Here is a 17,726-nt window from a genome sequence, read left to right as displayed (position 1 = left end):
CTGATCAGGAGTTGCGCACTTCGGAGCAGTGACGGTGCTGATCACCCAGGACCGGCCATCGGCATCGGCTAGTGACAGTGGGCGCCATGGTTGGTTCAATGCCGCAAGCGCTTTCCATCCGAATCCTCGCGAGCGTTGGAGCGTATCCCGTGTCTCTCTCACGTCGTGATCTGCTGTCCCTGGCCCCCGCCGTGCCCCTGGCGGCGCTCGCCCATCCACCCCGCGCACGGGCGGCGGGTCGTCCGGCCATCTCGGCCCACGAGGCGTCCGCCGACCACGCCAGACTGATCGACAACACGGTCGCCGTCCTCGCCGGCACCCCCGGCTCCAACGCCCGGCCCGAAGTCGCCGCCAAGCTCACGGCCATCGCCGCCACCGCCCGCTCCCGGCTCACCGCGATGGACGGCGCCGGGGACGGTGAGCTCTTCGAGGGGCTGCCGCTGGGCAGCAGCGACCCCCATCTGATGACCTCGTACCAGTACCTGTACGAGATCGCCCTCGCCACCACTGTGCCCGGCGGCCCGCCGTCCGCACTCCGCGGCGACACAACTGTCCAGCGGCGGGTCATCAACGGTCTGATGTGGCTTCATCAGCACTACTACGGCAACCAGTCGAAGGGCTACTACGGCAACTGGTTCACCTGGGAGATCGGTATCTCCTCGCACGTCAGCAGGACACTGGCGCTGCTCCGGGACGAGCTCGCGTCCCACCGGCCGGACCTCACCGCCCTCTACGTCGCCTCGATGGACGCCTATCTGCGCAACGGCAAGGACGGGGACGTCGATCTGGACTCCCGCTTCCACACCGGTGCCAACCTCGCGGACATCACCACCAACCGGATGCTCCAGGGCGCGGTACTGGAGGACGACGCCCGGGTGAGCAAGGCCGTCGCCGACCAGCTGACGGTGCTGGCCACCATCGATCCCTACCATCTGCGGCACGGCGTCACCGACGGCTTCTACGCGGACGGTTCCTTCCTCCAGCACGCGTCCGTGGCCTATACCGGCTCCTACGGCAAGGGGCTGCTCACCCGGGTGGTGCAGACCGTCAAGATGCTCGAGGGCACCGGATATGTGAGCGGTGAGGACCTGGTGCGCACCGCGCACCGGTGGGTCGTGGACGGCTTCGCCCCGCTGATCTTCGAGGGCTGGATGATGGAGATCGTCAAGGGGCGCGGGGTGTCCCGGACCACCACCGGCTACACCGATGTCACCCAGGTCGTCGAGGCCGTCGTCGACCTCTCCGGCCATGCCACCGGCGCGGACGCCACGGCGCTCAAGGGCTATGTGGCGTTCGTCCGCACGACCTCCAAGGCGGCCCTCGACCCGTCGGCGTTCGTCTCCCCGGTGAGCATCGCCCGCTACGCCGATATCCTCGCCGATCCGTCGGCCCCGGCGAAGGACCTCACTCCGGCCGCGCACCACATCGCGTTCAACGCCATGGACAAGACGGTCCACCGGCGCCCCGGGTACGCCTTCGCCCTGGCCCGGAGCTCGGCAAGGATCAGCAAGTACGAGTACATGAGCGGCGAGAACCTGATGCCGTGGTTCCAGGGCGACGGCGCCCACTATCTCTATCTCTCCGGCCAGGACCAGACCCGGGCGTTCGGCGTCGACTACTTCACCACGGTCCCGCCCTACCGCCTGGCCGGTGTCACCGCCCCCGTGGAGACCCGGCGTACCGTCCCCGAGCTGTACGGAACGCTGTGGTACGACAACCCCGAGCGCGGGTTCACCGCCTCGTCCGAGGCGCAGAACACCTATGTCTACTTCCCGCGCGGCACCCATGTGTTCTCCGGTGGGGCCACCCTCGGCGCGTACGGTGCGGCCGGGCTGGTGCAGTCGGACGATGTGGCGTACGCGGCGAAGCGGGACGGCGAACTGCCGGACGACTTCGTGGTGTACCGCAACGCCGACGCCACCAAGTCGTGGTTCATGTTCGACGACGAGATCGTTGTGCTCGCCGCCGGGGTGGGCGACTCCGCCGGGCGCGCGGTGACCACGACCGTCGACAGCCGGATCGCCCCTCCCCCGGACACCCTCACCGTGACCGGACAGCTCCGTGACGGCACCCCGTGGTCCGGCACCGGCACGGCCCCACTGGCCTGGCTGCGCTACGCCAACACCACCCGCTCCGCCTCCGTCGGCTATGTCTTCCTCGACACACCACGGCCCACCGTCACCCTCGACACCGTCACCCGCAGCCGCCGCACGGTGCGTCTGTCCAACCCCGACACCCCGGTGACCACCCGGGTCTTCTCGGTCTCGGTGGAGCAGCGGGCCGGTGTGCCACATCGCTCGATGGCGTACGCCCTCGTGCCGCACGCCTCGGCGGAGCGGCTGCGGGCCTACGCGGACGGGCCGCTGTCGGTCCTGGTCAACACCACCCGTGCGCAGGCCGTCCGCCACCGGGGCCTGGGTCTTGTCGCCCTCAACACCTTCACCCGGGGCACTCACCGCACCGGGCCGCTGTCGATCGACGGACCGGGCTCGGTGATCCTGCGCACGGCACACGGTGACGCACCGCACGACCGCACGGTGTCACTCGCCGTGGCGGACCCGACCACCGGCCGGGACACGGTCTCGGTGCTGGTCAGGGGGCGGAGAATGCGGGCGATCACGGCGGACGAGGGTGTCCGGGTCACCCACGTGCGTGGCGGCACCCGGGTCGATGTCACCACGCGCCATGCCTACGGGCGGAGCTTCACCGCGAAGCTGCGCTGAGCTTCAGACGTCGCGTCGGCGTACCGCTTCCCAGCCGGCCAGGAGCGCAGCCGCCGTCCACAGCGCCGTCACGGCGAGACCCGTCCAGGGGCCGACCGCTCCCTCCGGGTCCTGGTGCAGGACGTGCTGCCCGGCATGATCCGGCAGATAGTCTGCGGCTCCCCCGGCGATGTCCCCGATCATGAAAGACATGATCAGGATGAACGGGATGAGCAGGCTCAGCACCGCGGTGGCGCTGCGCAGCAGAAAGGTGAGTCCCGCGGCGAACAAGGCCATCAGCGCGAGGTAGATCCCGGCGCCGACGCAGGCCCGCAGCGCTCCCGGTTCGCCGAGGCCGATGGCTTCCTCTCCCAGGAGCGCCTGGCCCGCGAAGAAGGTGGCGAAGGCGGTCGTGAGCCCCACGCAGAGAGCGGCGGCGGCCACGACCGCCGTCTTGGCCGCGTAGAACAGACCCCGTTGCGGCACGGCCGACAGCGAGATCCGCAGGGCGCCGCCCGCGTACTCGGACGAGACGGCGGTGGCCCCGAAGGCGATGGCGGCGATCTGCGCGAAGTTGATCGCGTAGAAGGCTCCGAAGACGGGGTCCCCGTCGTTGTACACCTCCGCTCGGTCGACGGTGGCGAAGACCAGGAGGGTGATGGCCAGCATGGCGGCGAAGACCGCGAGCAGCGATCCGAGGCTCGCCCGGACGGACCTCACCTTGATCCACTCTGAGTGCAGCACCGCGGTGACGGACATGGTCAGACCTCCTGCGAGGTGTTCGGGGATGCTGGGGCGGCGGCCGCGAACTCCGCCTTGTCCGCGGTGAGAGCGAGATACGCCTGCTCCAGGGAGGCACGTTCATCGGCGAGTTCAAGAAGGGGAATCCCCTCGCGGGCGGCGACGGCTCCGATCCGCTCGGCGCCGGCCCCTTCGACCACACAACGGCCGTCATCGCCTCCGGTGACGGCATATCCGTGGGCCAGCAGGGTGGTCCGCAGCCGGTCGGGGTCGCCGGTGCGGACGTGTACCCGGGCCTGGCTGTGCTGCGCGATGAATGCGCGCATGGCGACATCGGCGAGGAGCCGGCCCCCGGCGAGGACGACGAGGTGGTCGGCGAAGGTCGCGGTCTCGTTCATCAGGTGGCTGGAGACCAGGACCGTGCGGCCCTCGCGGGCGAGTCGGCGCAGCAACTGGCGGATCCAGACGATCCCTTCCGGGTCGAGGCCGTTGGCGGGCTCGTCCAGCAGGAGAACGGACGGGTCCCCGAGAAGGGCGGCGGCGATACCGAGCCGCTGGCGCATGCCGAGCGAGAAGGTCCTGATGCGGCGGTGTGCCACGGTGGCGAGACCGGTCTCCTGAAGGACCTCGTCCGCGCGGCGGCCCGGAATGCGGTTGCTGACGGCGAGGCAGCGCAGATGGTCACGGGCGGTGCGGGAACCATGGGCCGCTTGCGGGTCCAGCAGGGCGCCCACGGTGCGCAGGGGTTCGCGCAGCGTCGGGTAGGGACGGCCGCCGATCGTGGCGGTACCGGAGGTGGGGTGGTCGAGGCCGAGGACGAGGCGCATGGTGGTGGATTTGCCGGCACCGTTGGGCCCCAGGAACCCGGTGACCCGGCCCGGTTCGATGCGGCAGGTCAGACGGTCGACGGCCCGGGTCGTCCGGTATTCCTTGGTGAGGTCTGTGACCTCGATGCTGGTCATGGCTTCAGCCTGGCCGGAGCGGCGGGGGCGGACATCCCCCGCCGGAGGAGACCGTCTCCCCCGCGCGGGGGAGACACTGGTCGCGCCCGTCCTGCCAGGATGACGGGATGCCAGGTCTTCTGTTGCCGCTGGCCCGTGCGGTCACGTACACCCGCTGGCTACACCTGCTGATGGGGTCGATCGTGCCGTTCGTCTGCGCCGGGATCTATCCGGGCCTGACCCGCCCCTCGCCGGTCGACTGGGGACTGATCGCGGTGCTGCCGGTCCCCCTGGTCCTGGCCGCGGCCATGCTGCCCGAGGTGCGCCGTGCCGAGGGGTTGCAGGCGCGGCTGATGCTGTTTCCCGGGCCGCAGGCACGTGTGCGGAATGACGAGGATCCGGGTGTCTCCGCCGTTCCGGCCGCTTCGTGGAGCGATCGGGCCAGAACCGGTGTCTGGCTGGTGCTCCGTCTGGAAGTGGGGCTGGCCGTCGTGCTGGTGTCGGGGCAGCTGGCGACGCTCTCGCTGGTGTTCGCCGGGGTACCCGTCGGCAATCCCGGCGCGGTCGAGCCGCTGGTGCGGATGTCCGGTGCGGGCGGGGCGTACATCCTGCTGGCACCGGTGCCCGTGGTGGTGATGATCGCGGTGACCGCCGGGGCGAGCGTCCTCATGGTGGCGGCGGCTCGGCGACTGCTCGGGCCCTCGGCCAAGGAGCGGCTGGCCAAGCTGGAGGAGCGGACCGAGCGGCTGCTGGAACGCAACCGCATCGCCCGGGAGTTGCACGACTCCCTCGGCCACGCTCTGACGCTGGCCGTGGTGCAGGCGGGAGCCGCCCGGGCGGCCGCCGACCCGGACGTCACCGATCAGGCGTTGGAGACCATCGAGGAGACGGGGCGGGCAGCGCTGGCGGACCTGGACCGGGTCCTGATGGTGCTGCGCGAACCGGGGCGGCCGGCCGCCACCCGGCCGGGGCTCGGCGAGGCGGACCGGCTGCTGGACTCCGCCCGGTCCTCGGGGGCGCGGGTCGACGCCGAGGTGACCGGGCCGTTGGAGGATGTGCCGGGTCCGGTGTCCCGCGAGGGCTACCGGATGCTCCAGGAGGCGCTGACCAACGTGCTGCGGCATGCGGGCCCCGTCCCGGTCCGGGTACGCATCGCCGTGGAGACGGCGCGGCTGCGGCTCGAGGTGCGCAATCCACTGACCGCCGCGGCCACGGTGACCGCCACGGGCGGTGGCAGCGGCCTGCATGGCATCCGTGAGCGTGCCACGCTCCTGGGAGGCAAGGCCCGGGCGGGGCGGGACGGCGACCAGTGGCTGCTCCATGTCGACCTGCCGATGCGGTGATCTAGGCTGGTCCGATGCCGCTCACCGTTCTCCTGGTCGACGACGAGCCGCTGGTACGGGCGGGCCTGCGCGCCGTGCTGGAGTCCCAGCCGGACATCGAGGTGGTGGGCGAGGCGGCCGACGGAGCCGCCGTGATCCCCCTCGTACGGCAACTGCGCCCCGACGTCGTGGCCATGGATGTACGGATGCCGCTCATGGACGGCATCGAGGCCACCAGGGCCGTACTGCGGACGGTGCCGGACCCACCGAAGATCGTCGTGGTGACGACCTTCGAGAACGACGAGTATGTGTACGGGGCGCTGCGCGCGGGCGCCGATGGGTTCCTGCTCAAGCGGGCACGTCCGGCGGAGATCGTGCACGCCGTGCGGCTGGTGGCGGAAGGCGACTCGCTGCTGTTTCCGTCCGCGGTACGGAAGTTGGCCGCCTCGTACGGTGAGGACCACGGCGAGGCCGCAGGCCGGGCGGCGTCGGCGTGTGCCGCGCTGACCGAGCGGGAGGGGGAAGTGCTGCGTCTCATGGCACGCGGCCTGTCGAACGCGGAGATCGCCGCGCATCTGGTGGTGGGTACCGAGACCGTCAAATCCCACGTGAGTGCCGTACTGGCGAAACTCGGGGCACGGGATCGCACACAGGCGGTCATCACCGCGTACGAGTCCGGTTTTGTCTCTCCAGGCTGATCCCTGGCGGCGACGGACGGCGGTGCCGCGCCCGCGGCTCGGCCATGGCTCCGCGCAGGCCGTCGGGGGTCCGGTGGCCGCGTTGCTGGAGGGGGTGGAGCCGTGGTCGGCCGATCTCCCGGAGTGGCAGGGTGAGCTCGCGTTCCGCCACCGTGAAGGTCATCGGCTGACTGTCCGGGTCCGGGCGCACCGGCTGGCCGGTGGCGATCACGCACCATTGTGGCTGCTGACGGCGGAGCCTCCGGCCGGGAGCGCGACGTTCCCCGGTGACGAGGCGCTGTCCGCCTGGATACTGACCAGTTCCCCGTCGCCCTGTCCCGCTATGACACCGAGCTGCGGTTCGTGCGGCAGAACCCGGCGATGGAGCACATCGTCGGCATCGGGGGCGAGGACCGGGTGGGGCGGGGGCTGTCGGCCGCGCTGACCGGGCCCGGCAATGCCGCGTGGGAGGCACGGATGCGGCGGGCGCTGGAGACGGGGCAGGCGGAGGAGGGCCATCTGCTCCAGGGGCGCACCCGGGCCGACCCGGATCACGACCACTTCTTCGCCGTGTCCGCTTCCCCGCTGGGCCGGATCGTGGGGCTGTGCGCCACGGCCCTCGATGTCACCGAGCAGCATCGCGGCCGGGAGCGGCTGGCCCTGCTGAACGAGGCCAGTACGAGGAGTTGCTGACCCAGCTGGACGACCTGGTGGCGCGGCGGGACGACGCCCTGGAGCTGGAGTCGGACCAGGCCACGCCGGGTGAGTTCGGCGCCACCTGCCTGTACGCCGTGTACGACCCGGTGTCGGGCCGGTGCAGTCTCGCCCGCGCCGGACATCCGGCCCCCGCGGTGGTCGTCCCGCCGGACGGCCCCACGGCCTTTCTCGACCTGCCGGCGGGGCCTCCGCTGGGGCTGGGCGGGCTGCCGTTCGAGGCGCTGGAGGTGGAGTTGCCGGAGGGTAGTCTGCTCGCGTTCTACACCAACGGGCTGGTGGAGTCCCGCAGTCGCGGTATGGATGACGGGCTGGACACCCTGCGCCACGCTCTGACGCTGCCCGCCCAGGGTCTGGAGGCGCTGTGCGACCGGGTCGTCGGGACGATGCTCCCCGGCCGTCACGGCGACGACGCGGCGCTGCTGCCGGCCCGGCTGCGGCGGCTGGAGGCGGACCGGGTCGGGGTCTGGGACGTGCCCGCGGACCCCGCCGCGGTGGGCGAGGCACGGGCGGACGCGGTGCGCTGGCTGACGGGCCCAGGTCCTCGACGAGGGCGGCCGGGGCTTGCTGCTCGTCGCGCAGCTCACCCAGCGCTGGGGCACCCGGCCCACCGCGACCGGCAAGGTCATCTGGTGCGAACAGACACTCCCGGTGCGCTGATCGCGGAGGGTCGTCTAGATTGGGCGCTGTGCGGGGGCGCAACGGCTGTATCAGCGACGCTTTTTGATGGAGGCGCGGGCGTGACCGACTACGAGGCAACCTACGACTCCGCCGCACAGATCGCCGACCGTATCGACACCACAAAACCGCATACCGCCAGGATCTGGAACTACTGGCTCGGTGGTAAGGACAATTACGTCGTCGACCAGCAGGCGGGCGACCAGATCCGCCGACTGCACCCCGGAATCGGCGACTACGCCCAGGCCGACCGGGCGTTCCTGGGCCGTGCGGTGCGGTATCTGACCGCCGAGCAGGGGATCCGTCAGTTCCTGGACATCGGGACGGGGTTACCCACCGCCGACAACACCCATGAGGTCGCGCAGCGCATCGCGCCCGAGTCCCAGGTGGTCTACGTCGACAACGACCCCCTGGTGCTGGCCCATGCGCGCACCCTGCTGACCAGCGCTCCCGAGGGGGGCACCGACTATCTCGACGCGGATCTGCGGGATGTCGACACCATCCTCGAACGCGCCCGGAAGACCCTGGACTTCACCCGGCCCATCGCGCTGGTGCTGCTCGGTGTGGTGATCTTCATCGGTGATGACGAGGACCCGTACGGCATCGTCCGCCGGCTGGTGGACGCCCTGCCCTCCGGCAGCCACCTCGTGCTGTCCCACACCATCTCCAGCCCGTCGATGCCGGATGTGGACGAGGCCGTCGCGTTCTGGAACGAGAACGGCATCCCGAAGCTCACCCAGCGCACCCCGGACCGGGTCGCCCGGTTCTTCGACGGCACGGAGCTGCTGGAGCCGGGCGTGGTCTCGTGCTCGCGGTGGCGGCTGGAGGACACCTCCGGCGACGAGCCCGACGAGGTGGCGATGTTCGGCGGGGTCGGCCGGAAGCCATGAGGCCCCGGACCCGGCCGCGGATCTCCCCGCGGACTACAGGTCCTCGCAGAGGCCACGCACCTTGTCCAGGTCCTTCTTCACCTTCGCGGTGAACTCCAGCTCCTGGGCGTAGCGGTTCTGTGAGCGGCTGATGGCTTCGGCGAGCGGCTTGTAGCGCTTGTCGCCCGCGGCGGCCGCGTTGGCGAGGGTGCCCGCGGCGGAGTAACGGTTGATGGCGATGTCACCTTCCTTGCCCTTGGCGCCCCACTTCGTCTCGTCGAATCCGTCGAATGCCGCGCAGGCGGCGTGTGCGTCGCCCGCCGGGCCGGATCCGGAGGTGTCCGAGTCATCGCCGGCGAGTGCCCAGGCCGCGCCCACTCCCCCGGCGCCGAGCACCAGCCCGGCGACGAGCGCGGCGGCCAGGGGGCCGAAGGGGCGGCGGGACGGCGGCGCGGACGGTGTGGACGGTGTGGACGGCATCGACGCGGTCGTCGGAACGGGGGCGGGATCGGGCTGCGGTGGCTGCATGGCGCTCCAACATAGCGGCAGATCCCGGCGGGTTCGACGGGGCCCGGCACTCAGGTGCCGCGCGGCGGCGTTCAGGGGCCGAGTTCCACGGTGATGGCACCGCGCAGCAGATCACGGGCGCGGTCCAGGGTGAGGGAACCGCTGAGCCACCGTTTGCTGAGGCCCTCGACCAGCGCGGTGAGGCGGTCGGCCGCGTCCTCGGCGGACACCTCGGGCGGCACCGTGCCCTGCCGCTGGCCGCGGTGGATGAGATCGCTCGCGTAGTCCGTCCAGCGATCGGTGGTGGTGCGCAACTGCTGGCGCAGCTCGGGCTGGAAGACGGCGGTGGCGCGCAGTTCGCCCCAGGCGGTGCTGTTCTCCATGACCACCGGTTCGTCCTGGAGCTCGAGCAGCAGCATCTGCTCGAGATGGCCGCGGGGGTCGGTCTCCGGGTCGGCGGCGGGGTCGGTGTAGCGCTCGGCCCGGGTGTTGATGAACTCCAGGGTGCTGGCCAGCAGCCCCGACCGGTCCCGGAAGTGGTAGTAGATCAACGAGGTCGACACTCCGGCCTCCTCGGCCAGTTCCTCGACGCGCAGCCCCCGGATCCCGCGCTGGGCGATGGATCGGGCGGCGGCTTCCAGGATGGCGGTACGGCGGCCGGCCATGGTCGGTCCCTTCTTCTCGGCTTCTCTTCCGGATTCTCCGTTGTCCTCGCCCGGGTGGACGGTGACGTGCCCCATGCTACCGTCACAACCTGACTGAAATTTCAGTCAGGAAATCGACCGGAACGCGGAGGCACACCATGAGGGGATCGAAGCGCCGGACCGTGCTGCGCAGCGGAGCCGCGGCGGCACTGGCGGGCGCCGCGGCGGCCGCCTGCTCACCCGGGCCGCGGAAGCCCACCACGACCAGGGGAGGTGACGACATGTCCGCACCCGACGCCGCGCAGCAGGCCGCGCGGACACCGGCCGGACGGTGGATGCCGGCCGAGACCGCGCGGCACCGCCGCACCTATATGGCCTGGCCGTCGCTGGACTCGGTCTGGGAGGACATGGCCGAGGACGTCCAGCGCGATATCGCCGGGATCGCCCAAGTCATCGCCGGGTTCGAGTCCGTGGTGCTGCTCGCCGCGCCCGAGGAGGTGAAAGCGGCCCGCCGGGCGTGCGGGGCGGATGTGGAGGTGATCCCGGTGCCCGTCGACGACCTGTGGATACGGGACAGCGGACCCACGTTTGTCATCGGACGGGACGGGCTGACGGGAATCGACCTGCGGTTCAACGGCTGGGGCGGCAAACAGCGGCATCCTCGGGACGCGCGGGTCGCCCGCTCCGTCACGGCCCACGCCGGGGGCACCCGCCTCGACGCCCGGCTGACCGGGGAGGGCGGCGCACTGGAGGTGGACGGCCACGGCACCCTGATGGCCACCGAGAGCTCCCTGGTCAACGCCAACCGCAACCCGGGCCTGAGCAGGGACCGGATCGAGGCCCGGCTCAAGGAGCTGCTGGGGGTCACCAAGGTCATCTGGTTCAAGGGGGTGAAGGGGAAGGACATCACCGACTGCCATGTCGACGCCCTGGCCCGGTTCGCCGGGGACGGAGTGGTACTGCTCAGCCGTCCCCGTACGGACAGCGGCCCGACCGTGTGGAGCCGGGTGTACGCCCAGGCCCGGAGTGTGCTGGAGAAGTCCAGCGACGCGCTCGGCCGTCCGCTGAAGGTGGTCGACCTGCCCGAACCGGATCCGGCCGTCATCGGCCGCCGCGGCTCGGACTTCCTCGGCGCTTACGCCAATTACTTCATCGTCAACGGCGGCGTGATCGTGCCCCGGTTCGGCGACCCCAGGGCCGACCGCGAGGCCGCCGCCGTCATCGGCGATCTCCATCCGGGGCGGAAGGTGGTGCAGGTAGAGATCCCGGCGGTGGCCGAGGGCGGTGGCGGAATCCACTGCGCCACCCAGCAGCAGCCCGACGTCTGACGGCACATCCGCGCCCCGCCACGTACCGCTCCGGACAACCCGCGGACGACGCTGAACGGCTCGTGGATCACGTTCGTACTGTCGTTACGTGGACGAGTGCGTGACGCCCGGCCCCGCGCCCGGCTGGGCGTCGCGCGAACTGTTGACCCTGGTGAGGGCGATGGCACCGCATCCGGCCGCCGTGGTGGACCGGCGCTGGGACCTGCTGGCGTGGAACGACGCCTACACGGCGCTGTTCACCGACCCCGCATGGCTTCTGCCCGAGCAGCGCAATCTGCTCTGGCTGCTCTTCCGCTGGCCTCCGTCCCGCGTTCTGATGGCCGACTGGGAGTGGGAGGCCCGCGCGCTGCTGGCCGAGTTCCACGACCGGGCCGCGGAGCATCCGGGAGACCCCCGGATCGTCGCGCTGGTGGGCGAGTTGATGGCCGACCCGTACGCGGCCCAGTGGTACGGGCGGCCGGAGGCGGCCGCTCCGCCGCCCCCGCTGCGCCGCTTCCACCACCCGGTCGCCGGTGAGCTGCGGCTGCGGCCGGTGAGCCTGGCCGTGGTCGGCGAGCCCGGCCACCAGGTCGTGGCCCATGTGCCGGACGACCGGGTGTCGCAGGAGGCACTGCGGCAGCTGTGTCCTCCGATGCACGGCAGCATCCGCTGACGGCACGCTCAGCGCATCTGCCGCCGCACCAACTCGTAGAGTTTTCCGCCCGGGTTGGCCATCAGCTGGGCCGGTGCGCCCTGTTCGACGATCCGCCCGTCCTCCATCACCAGCACCCGGTCGGCGTCCATGACCGTCGACAGCCGGTGTGCGATGACCAGGCGGCTGGCGTTGAGGCGGCGGGTGCTGTCGATGACCACCCGCTGGGTCTCGTTGTCCAGGGCGCTGGTGGCCTCGTCGAAGAAGAGGATGCGCGGACGGCGGATCAGGGCCTGGGCGATCATCAGCCGCTGCCGCTGACCGCCGGAGATGGCACCGCTGCCGGAGATCATCGTGTGCAGCCCCATGGGCATCCGGCGGATGTCCTCGGCCAGACCCGCCAGTTCGGCGGCGGCCATGGCCTCCTCGGGGGTGTACGGCTCGGCGCCGCGGATGCAGTCGAGCACGGTGCCGTTGAGGGGCTGGGCGTTCTGGAGAACCACACCGCACTGGCGGCGTACGGCGGTCTGGTCGAGGGCGGCGAGGTCCTGGCCGTCGTAGAGCACACTGCCGGACACCGGCCGTTCGAAGCCGATGAGCAGCCGCAGCAGCGTGGACTTGCCGCAGCCACTGGGCCCGACGACGGCCACGAACTCCCCCGGCCTGATCTCCAGCGAGACATCGTCGAGGACCAGCGGTGCGTCGTCGGCGTAGCGGAAGGTGAGGTTGCGGGCGCGCAGATCGCCGGTGAGCGCCCCGGGCTGGGCGCTGCCGCCACGGACCTCGGGCGGCTCGTCCAGGATCGGTTTGACCTGCTCGAACATCGGCAGTACCGCCACCACCGAGACCAGGGCGTTGGTGAGCTGGGTGACCGAGGTGAGCAGCATGGTGACGGAGGTGTTGAACGTCAGGAACGCCCCCGCCGACATGCTCCCCCGCGCCGGACCGGCCAGCAGCATGAACACGATGAGCGAGCACAGCGGGAGGTAGACCGCGTCGAGCACCTGCGTGAGGTTCTTGATCCGGCCGGTGCGCTGATGGAGTTCGCGGGAGTGGGCGAAGCCACGGGCCCAGGCCGCGTAGGCGAAGTTCTCGGCCGCGGCGACACGTAGTTTGGGCAGTCCGCGCAGGGTCTGGAACGCCTGGTTGTTGAGCTTGTTCTCGCTCTCCACCAGCCGCCGCTGCCAGCGCACCTGCCACAGTCCCATCCCGAGGAACACCCCGGAGATGACCAGCAGCATGGCCATCACGGCGAGCGCCAGCTTCGCGCTGAAGTACAGCAGCAGCGCGAAGTTCATCGCGCCGACGGTACCGGCCTGGAGGACCACCGGTGCGACACCGGACAGCACCCGGCGCATGGTGCTGATGCCCATCGCCGCACTGGCCAGTTCGCCGGTGGAGCGTTCGGCGAAGAAGCGGGTCGGCAGCCGCAGCAACCGGTCCCAGACCGCGGGCTGGAGCGTGCTCTCCAGCCGCCCCTCAAGACGCAGCAGGGTCAGGTTCTGGAGCAGCATGAAGGCCGCCGAGACCACGCTCGCCACCATCAGGGCCAGGGAGATCTGGACGATGGGGCTCTTCTCGGCCCGGGGGACGAAACCGCCGAGCACCTGGCCGGTCGCCACCGGCACCAGGGCGCCCAGCGCCACCGTCACCAGCCCGCCGACCACGAGGTTGCGCAGATCGGGCGCCACCCCGCGGGCGCTGAACCGCAGCAGCCGCCGCATCGTCATCGGACGGTCGGGCAGCGGGCGGTAGAACATCACGGCGCGTGGTTCGAACTCATCGGCGTTGCCCCCGCCGATCCGCAGCCGCAACCCGGAGGCGGGATTGACCGCCTCGTAGCGGCCACGCCGCCACAGCAGCGCCACCGGGGCGCCGGACAGGGCGCGGTAGCCCACCAGCGGTCCGGCGTCCTCACGCCACCACTCGCCCTCCAGCCGGACGGCGCGGGTGCGGATCCGGGAGGCGACGGCGATCCGCTCCACCGGGCTGATGCGGTCGTCCGCGGCGGCGCCCCGCGGCGGGTCGGCCAGGGTGATACCGGCGGCCTCGGCCACGGTGCGGCACACCGCGTGAACGGTGTCGTCGGTGGTGTCCTCCGCCGCCCGCGACGCCTGCCGCGGACCGCCGATGGAGGCGATGAGCGCCTGGTCGGCGCGGGAGCGGACGGCCTCACCGGCCCGGATCCCGGCCGCCGTGCGATCGGCGTGGGTGCGTTCCAGGGCCTCGATCCAGCGGTCCACGGCGGTGCCCAGCCGGTACTGCTGATTGACCATCCGCTGCCACAGCGCACCGTCGATCAGCAGGTCCCCGGCGGCCTGGGCGCTGTACTCGGCGCCGTAGCGGACACTTCCGGGGGGCACCGGGAGCCAGAGCAGGTCCTCGTCGGCCGCCTCGCCCTCGGTCGCCGGTCCGCCGCCGTCCAGTGGGGCCTGGAACAGCACGCCCAGGCTGCGGCTGACCCCGAGCGCCACCGCGTGTTCCAGCGGGGTGGGCGGGATGTCGCCGTACGGTTCACCGTCCCAGCCGGTGGCGTAGGTGTCGAACTGCTCGGGCCGGTACAGCTCACGCAGCGGGATCCGGCGCACCGCGCAGTCCTGCGAGGGCCTGCCGACCAGGGTGTGGCGCGGGCCCTCGACGGGGCCGGGGAGCGCGGCGCCCGGCTCCAGCCGGCCGAGGAAGTGCCAGTGTCCCTCCTCGGCGGCGTCGACCGCGAAGAGGTCCAGGGCGCCGCCGGTGACGAGCCAGAGCACCTGTGGACCCGCCAGCGGAAGGCTGCGCAGCCCGGTGCGGTCGACGGGGGTGCCGAGCGCGCCCAGCGCCTGGATCACCGCGTCGCCGCCGTCCGCGGCCACGTCGGCGGCCGGGTGAACGGAGGCCATCTCAGTGCTCCTTCATCAGCTGGGCGTACGGTCCCCCGGCCGCGGCGAGGTCCTCGTGGCGTCCGCGTTCCACGACCGTGCCCTGGTTCAGGACGAGGATCTCGTCGCTGTCCCGCACGGTGCTGAGCCGGTGGGCGATCACCACGCACGCACAGCCGCGGCGGCGCAGGTTGTCCATGACGGTGCGTTCGGTCCGCGCGTCCAGGGCGCTGGTGACCTCGTCCAGCACCAGCACACTGGGGCGGCGGACCAGGGCGCGGGCGATCTCCAGCCGCTGCCGCTGGCCGCCGGAGAAGTTGCGGCCGTCCTGCTCCACGCGGCCGTGGATGCCTTCGGGGCGGCGGGCGATGACGTCGTCGTAGAGGGCGGCGTCCTTCAGCGCGGCCACCACCGCCTCATCCGGGATCGAGGGGTCCCACAGCGCCACGTTGTCCCGCACCGTTCCCTCGAAGAGGAACACGTCCTGGTCGACGAAGGACACCGAGGCGGCGAGCGCGCCGCGGGGGATGTCCTCCAGGCGCTGGCCGTCGATACGGATGGCCCCCTCCCACGGGCTGTAGAGGCCGGAGACGAGCCGCGACACGGTGGACTTGCCGCTGCCGGAGCCACCGACCAGCGCCACCTGGCGGCCGGGGCCGACGGCGAGCGAGATGCCGCGCAGCAGGGGTTCGTCCAGCGGGTTGTAGCCGAAAGTGACGTTCTCCAGCGTCACATGGCCGGTGAGCCTGCGGGTGTCGGGCTCCGGCTGGTCACGGGTGTAGAGGGTGTCCAGCGGGAAGTTCTCCACGTCCTTGAGCCGGGCCACGTCCGCGGAGAAGTCCTGGATGCGCCCGGCCACACCGTTGAGCCGGGTGATGGGCGCGGTGAACCGGGCCACCAGCGCCTGGAAGGCCACCAGCAGTCCGACCGACACATGGCCCTCGACGGCGCGCAGTCCACCGATCCACAGGATGAGCGCGCTGTTGAGGGTGGCGAGGGTGGGCGCCACCACGGCCAGGGCCGCGCTCGGCACCCCAAGGCGCTGCTGTTCCTCGAGGGTGATGGCGTGCTGGCCCGCCCAGCGGCGGAAGTATCCGTTCTCTCCGCCGGTGGCCTTCATCGTCTCGATGAGCTGGAGCCCGGTGTACGAGGTGGTGGTCAGCCGTGCGGTGTCGGCCCGCAGTTTCTGGGTGCGGGTGGCGCGCAGCCGGATCACGATGCGCATGGCGACCACGTTGAGCAGCGCCAGTCCCACGCCGACCAGGGTGAGCTGGGGGTCGTAGGTCCACAGCAGCAGTGCGTAGAGCACCACCACGACCCCGTCGACCGCGGCGGCGGCCAGGTCGCGGGCGAGGGTTTCCGCCACGGTGTCGTTGGACCGCAGCCGCTGGACGAGGTCGGCGGGACTGCGCTGGGCGAAGAACGTGACGGGCAGCCGCAGCAGATGGCGCAGGAAACGGGCGCTGCTGAGGGTGGAGGAGATGATCCGCCCGCGCAGCAGATTGGCCTGCTGCACTCCGGTGAGCACGGCGGTCAGCAGCACCGCCACGGCCATCGAGGCGAACAGCGGCCCGAGGGTGGAGGTTTCCCCGCCGATCAGGAAGGTGTCGATGAAGGTGCGGCTGAGCGCGGGGACGGCGGCGCCCACCACGACCAGCAGCAGACTGGCGAGCAGGGAGGCCAGCAGGGTGCCGGTGGTCCCCCGCATCCGGGCGGGCAGGGCGCCCAGCACCCCGGGACGGCGTCCGCCGCGGCGGAAGGACACCTCGGGTTCGAAGACCAGGACCACTCCGGTGAAGCTGGTGTCGAACTCCTCGGTGGGAACGAACCGGCGCCCCTTGTCGGGGTCGTTGATGTACACCCCGCGCTTGCCGAACCGGCGCCCCATGCCGTCGTAGACGACGTAGTGGTTGAACTCCCAGAAGAGGATGGCCGGTGCCCGGACCTCGGCCAGGCTCTCCGGCTCCATCTGCATGCCCTTGGCGCTCAGCCCGTAACTGCGCGCGGCCCGCAGCAGATTGCTGGCACGGGAGCCGTCCCGGGAGACTCCGCAGGCGATCCGCAGCTCCTCCAGCGGCACATGGCGTCCGTAGTGTCCGAGCACCATCGCGAGGGAGGCGGCACCGCATTCCAGCGCCTCCATCTGGAGCACGGTGGGGGTGCGCACGGTGCGGCGCCGCGGCCGCTGGGGCCCGGCCGCGCGCCGCGGGGCCCGCCGCCGTCCCCGGGTGGGCTCGGGGCGGCGGCGTCCGCTGCTTCCGGCGGGTGCCGGGCGGGGCGGTCCGCCGTCGTGGGTGGTGGTCACGGGAGCAGCCATTCGATCGGGTGCCGGTCGGCCAGATGGACCGTGCCGGTGGCCAGGGTCATGGAGTCGGGGGTGAACGGCGGGCCCTTCGGGGAGGACCAGCGGTAGCCGGAGCGAGTGGTGGCGGAGCGGTCCAGCCGGACCAGCACCGCGACCGGCGGGCCGTGCCGGGAGAACTCCTCGCCGAGTTGGTCGCTGCCGAGGTGGGAGCCGATCTGCTGGCGCGACTGGGCGGTGCGGCCGACCGCCCGGACATGGCCGCGCAGACTTCCGTAGGTCTGGCTGGGCACCGACTGCACACCGAGGTCGACGGGTGCGCCGACCGGCACCGAAGCGGCCCGTCCGGCCGGTACGTAGAGGGTGGCGGTCAGCGGGTCGCCGGAGTGGCGGACGCGTTCGACGGAAGCCACGTCGGCGCCGGTGGTGAGGACGGAGCCGATCGAGACGACCAGGGTGGTGAGCCGGCCCGCGGCGAGGGTGCGGACGACGCTGCTGCCGCGCGGGGTGCGGATCTTCAGCAGCGGGGCGCCCGCGCGCAGGGTGCTGCCTTCCTTGGCGAGTACGGCGGTGACCTGTCCGGCGACGGGGCTCTGGAGGATGTAACTGCCCTGTCCGTGGGTGAGGATGCCGGGGGCGGCCAGCGTGCTGGACACGGTGCCGGTCACTGACCAGACGGCGGCCGCGGCCATGACGACGAGTGTGACCGCCAGGGCGAGCCACCCCTGCGGGCGGGCGTAGCGCACCGGCAGATCGATGTCCTCTGCCGACTGCGCCTTGGTAAGGGCTTGCTGGCGGAACTGCACGAG

General features: G+C 71.6%; 14 protein-coding genes and 1 pseudogene. 8 read left to right on the top strand and 7 right to left on the bottom strand.

Going from position 1 to position 17,726, the window contains the following annotated elements; all coding sequences use genetic code 11:
* Window positions 1–149: 149 nt before the first annotated feature.
* The gene (locus JK363_RS11905) at window positions 150–2,723 is read left to right on the top strand and encodes a polysaccharide lyase family 8 super-sandwich domain-containing protein (protein WP_201874603.1); all 2,574 of its coding nucleotides are present in this window, start codon (window positions 150–152) and stop codon (window positions 2,721–2,723) included.
* A 3-nt stretch (window positions 2,724–2,726) separates the two neighbouring features.
* Here the strand turns inward: JK363_RS11905 and JK363_RS11900 are convergent, their stop codons facing one another.
* On the bottom strand, window positions 2,727–3,461 hold the full coding sequence (locus tag JK363_RS11900; RefSeq protein ID WP_201874602.1) for an ABC transporter permease: 735 nt from the start codon (window positions 3,459–3,461) through the stop codon (window positions 2,727–2,729).
* Window positions 3,462–3,463: 2 nt separating this feature from the next.
* On the bottom strand, window positions 3,464–4,405 hold the full coding sequence (locus tag JK363_RS11895; RefSeq protein ID WP_201874599.1) for an ATP-binding cassette domain-containing protein: 942 nt from the start codon (window positions 4,403–4,405) through the stop codon (window positions 3,464–3,466).
* Window positions 4,406–4,512: 107 nt separating this feature from the next.
* On the opposite strand from JK363_RS11895, the gene JK363_RS11890 reads away from it, so the two are divergent.
* From JK363_RS11890 to JK363_RS11870, 5 genes and pseudogenes are all read left to right on the top strand, one after another.
* A complete protein-coding gene (locus JK363_RS11890) occupies window positions 4,513–5,727 on the top strand; it encodes a sensor histidine kinase (RefSeq protein ID WP_201874597.1) in 1,215 nt (404 codons plus the stop codon).
* A 14-nt stretch (window positions 5,728–5,741) separates the two neighbouring features.
* On the top strand, window positions 5,742–6,404 hold the full coding sequence (locus tag JK363_RS11885) for a response regulator transcription factor (RefSeq protein ID WP_201874595.1): 663 nt from the start codon (window positions 5,742–5,744) through the stop codon (window positions 6,402–6,404).
* A gap of 285 nt (window positions 6,405–6,689) precedes the next feature.
* Complete coding sequence (locus JK363_RS11880) at window positions 6,690–7,076, top strand: PAS domain-containing protein (protein WP_201875048.1); 387 nt, start codon at window positions 6,690–6,692, stop codon at window positions 7,074–7,076.
* Window positions 7,064–7,757 (top strand): annotated as a pseudogene (locus JK363_RS45010) (ATP-binding SpoIIE family protein phosphatase); the annotation flags it as partial. The gene JK363_RS11880 and the pseudogene JK363_RS45010, both read left to right, overlap by 13 nt.
* A gap of 80 nt (window positions 7,758–7,837) precedes the next feature.
* A complete protein-coding gene (locus tag JK363_RS11870) occupies window positions 7,838–8,665 on the top strand; it encodes an SAM-dependent methyltransferase (protein ID WP_201874593.1) in 828 nt (275 codons plus the stop codon).
* A gap of 33 nt (window positions 8,666–8,698) precedes the next feature.
* On the opposite strand, the gene JK363_RS11865 is transcribed toward JK363_RS11870, so the two are convergent.
* Together JK363_RS11865 and JK363_RS11860 are read right to left on the bottom strand one after the other, a co-directional pair.
* Window positions 8,699–9,172: a hypothetical protein gene (locus tag JK363_RS11865; protein WP_236075700.1), complete on the bottom strand. Its 474-nt coding sequence runs from the start codon at window positions 9,170–9,172 to the stop codon at window positions 8,699–8,701.
* A 71-nt stretch (window positions 9,173–9,243) separates the two neighbouring features.
* A complete protein-coding gene (locus JK363_RS11860) occupies window positions 9,244–9,816 on the bottom strand; it encodes a TetR/AcrR family transcriptional regulator (RefSeq protein ID WP_201875046.1) in 573 nt (190 codons plus the stop codon).
* 137 nt (window positions 9,817–9,953) lie between these two features.
* Between JK363_RS11860 and JK363_RS11855 the strand changes: the two genes are divergently transcribed.
* Both JK363_RS11855 and JK363_RS11850 read left to right on the top strand, forming a co-directional pair.
* Window positions 9,954–11,123: an agmatine deiminase family protein gene (locus tag JK363_RS11855; protein WP_201874591.1), complete on the top strand. Its 1,170-nt coding sequence runs from the start codon at window positions 9,954–9,956 to the stop codon at window positions 11,121–11,123.
* Window positions 11,124–11,211: 88 nt separating this feature from the next.
* Entirely contained in the window at window positions 11,212–11,775 is a 564-nt protein-coding gene (locus tag JK363_RS11850) for an MmyB family transcriptional regulator (RefSeq protein ID WP_201874589.1), read from the top strand.
* An 8-nt stretch (window positions 11,776–11,783) separates the two neighbouring features.
* On the opposite strand, the gene JK363_RS11845 is transcribed toward JK363_RS11850, so the two are convergent.
* Genes JK363_RS11845 through JK363_RS11835 form a run of 3 tightly spaced genes read right to left on the bottom strand, consistent with a single transcriptional unit; the run spans window position 11,784 to window position 17,723 of the window.
* A complete protein-coding gene (locus JK363_RS11845) occupies window positions 11,784–14,636 on the bottom strand; it encodes an NHLP bacteriocin export ABC transporter permease/ATPase subunit (RefSeq protein ID WP_201874587.1) in 2,853 nt (950 codons plus the stop codon).
* 1 nt (window position 14,637) lies between these two features.
* A complete protein-coding gene (locus JK363_RS11840) occupies window positions 14,638–16,932 on the bottom strand; it encodes an NHLP family bacteriocin export ABC transporter peptidase/permease/ATPase subunit (RefSeq protein WP_372444743.1) in 2,295 nt (764 codons plus the stop codon).
* Window positions 16,917–17,723, bottom strand: coding sequence for an HlyD family efflux transporter periplasmic adaptor subunit (locus JK363_RS11835; protein ID WP_201874585.1), 807 nt, complete (start codon window positions 17,721–17,723; stop codon window positions 16,917–16,919). Before JK363_RS11835 ends, JK363_RS11840 begins: the two co-directional genes overlap by 16 nt.
* Window positions 17,724–17,726 lie beyond the last annotated feature (3 nt).

The organism is Streptomyces coffeae (assembly GCF_016741875.1).
Taxonomy (GTDB): Bacteria; Actinomycetota; Actinomycetes; order Streptomycetales; family Streptomycetaceae; genus Streptomyces; species Streptomyces coffeae.
This window is presented reverse-complemented; position numbering and strand designations above follow the sequence as displayed.

Excerpts from the sequence above, each read along its gene's own strand:
- JK363_RS11890 (WP_201874597.1), top strand. The coding sequence starts at position 4,513 with ATGCCAGGTCTTCTGTTGCCGCTGGCCCGTGCGGTCACGTACACCCGC.
- JK363_RS11895 (WP_201874599.1), bottom strand. The coding sequence starts at position 4,405 with ATGACCAGCATCGAGGTCACAGACCTCACCAAGGAATACCGGACGACC.
- JK363_RS11855 (WP_201874591.1), top strand. The coding sequence starts at position 9,954 with ATGAGGGGATCGAAGCGCCGGACCGTGCTGCGCAGCGGAGCCGCGGCG.
- JK363_RS11840 (WP_372444743.1), bottom strand. The coding sequence starts at position 16,932 with ATGGCTGCTCCCGTGACCACCACCCACGACGGCGGACCGCCCCGCCCG.
- JK363_RS11865 (WP_236075700.1), bottom strand. The coding sequence starts at position 9,172 with ATGCAGCCACCGCAGCCCGATCCCGCCCCCGTTCCGACGACCGCGTCG.
- JK363_RS11885 (WP_201874595.1), top strand. The coding sequence starts at position 5,742 with ATGCCGCTCACCGTTCTCCTGGTCGACGACGAGCCGCTGGTACGGGCG.
- JK363_RS11845 (WP_201874587.1), bottom strand. The coding sequence starts at position 14,636 with ATGGCCTCCGTTCACCCGGCCGCCGACGTGGCCGCGGACGGCGGCGAC.
- JK363_RS11900 (WP_201874602.1), bottom strand. The coding sequence starts at position 3,461 with ATGTCCGTCACCGCGGTGCTGCACTCAGAGTGGATCAAGGTGAGGTCC.
- JK363_RS11860 (WP_201875046.1), bottom strand. The coding sequence starts at position 9,816 with ATGGCCGGCCGCCGTACCGCCATCCTGGAAGCCGCCGCCCGATCCATC.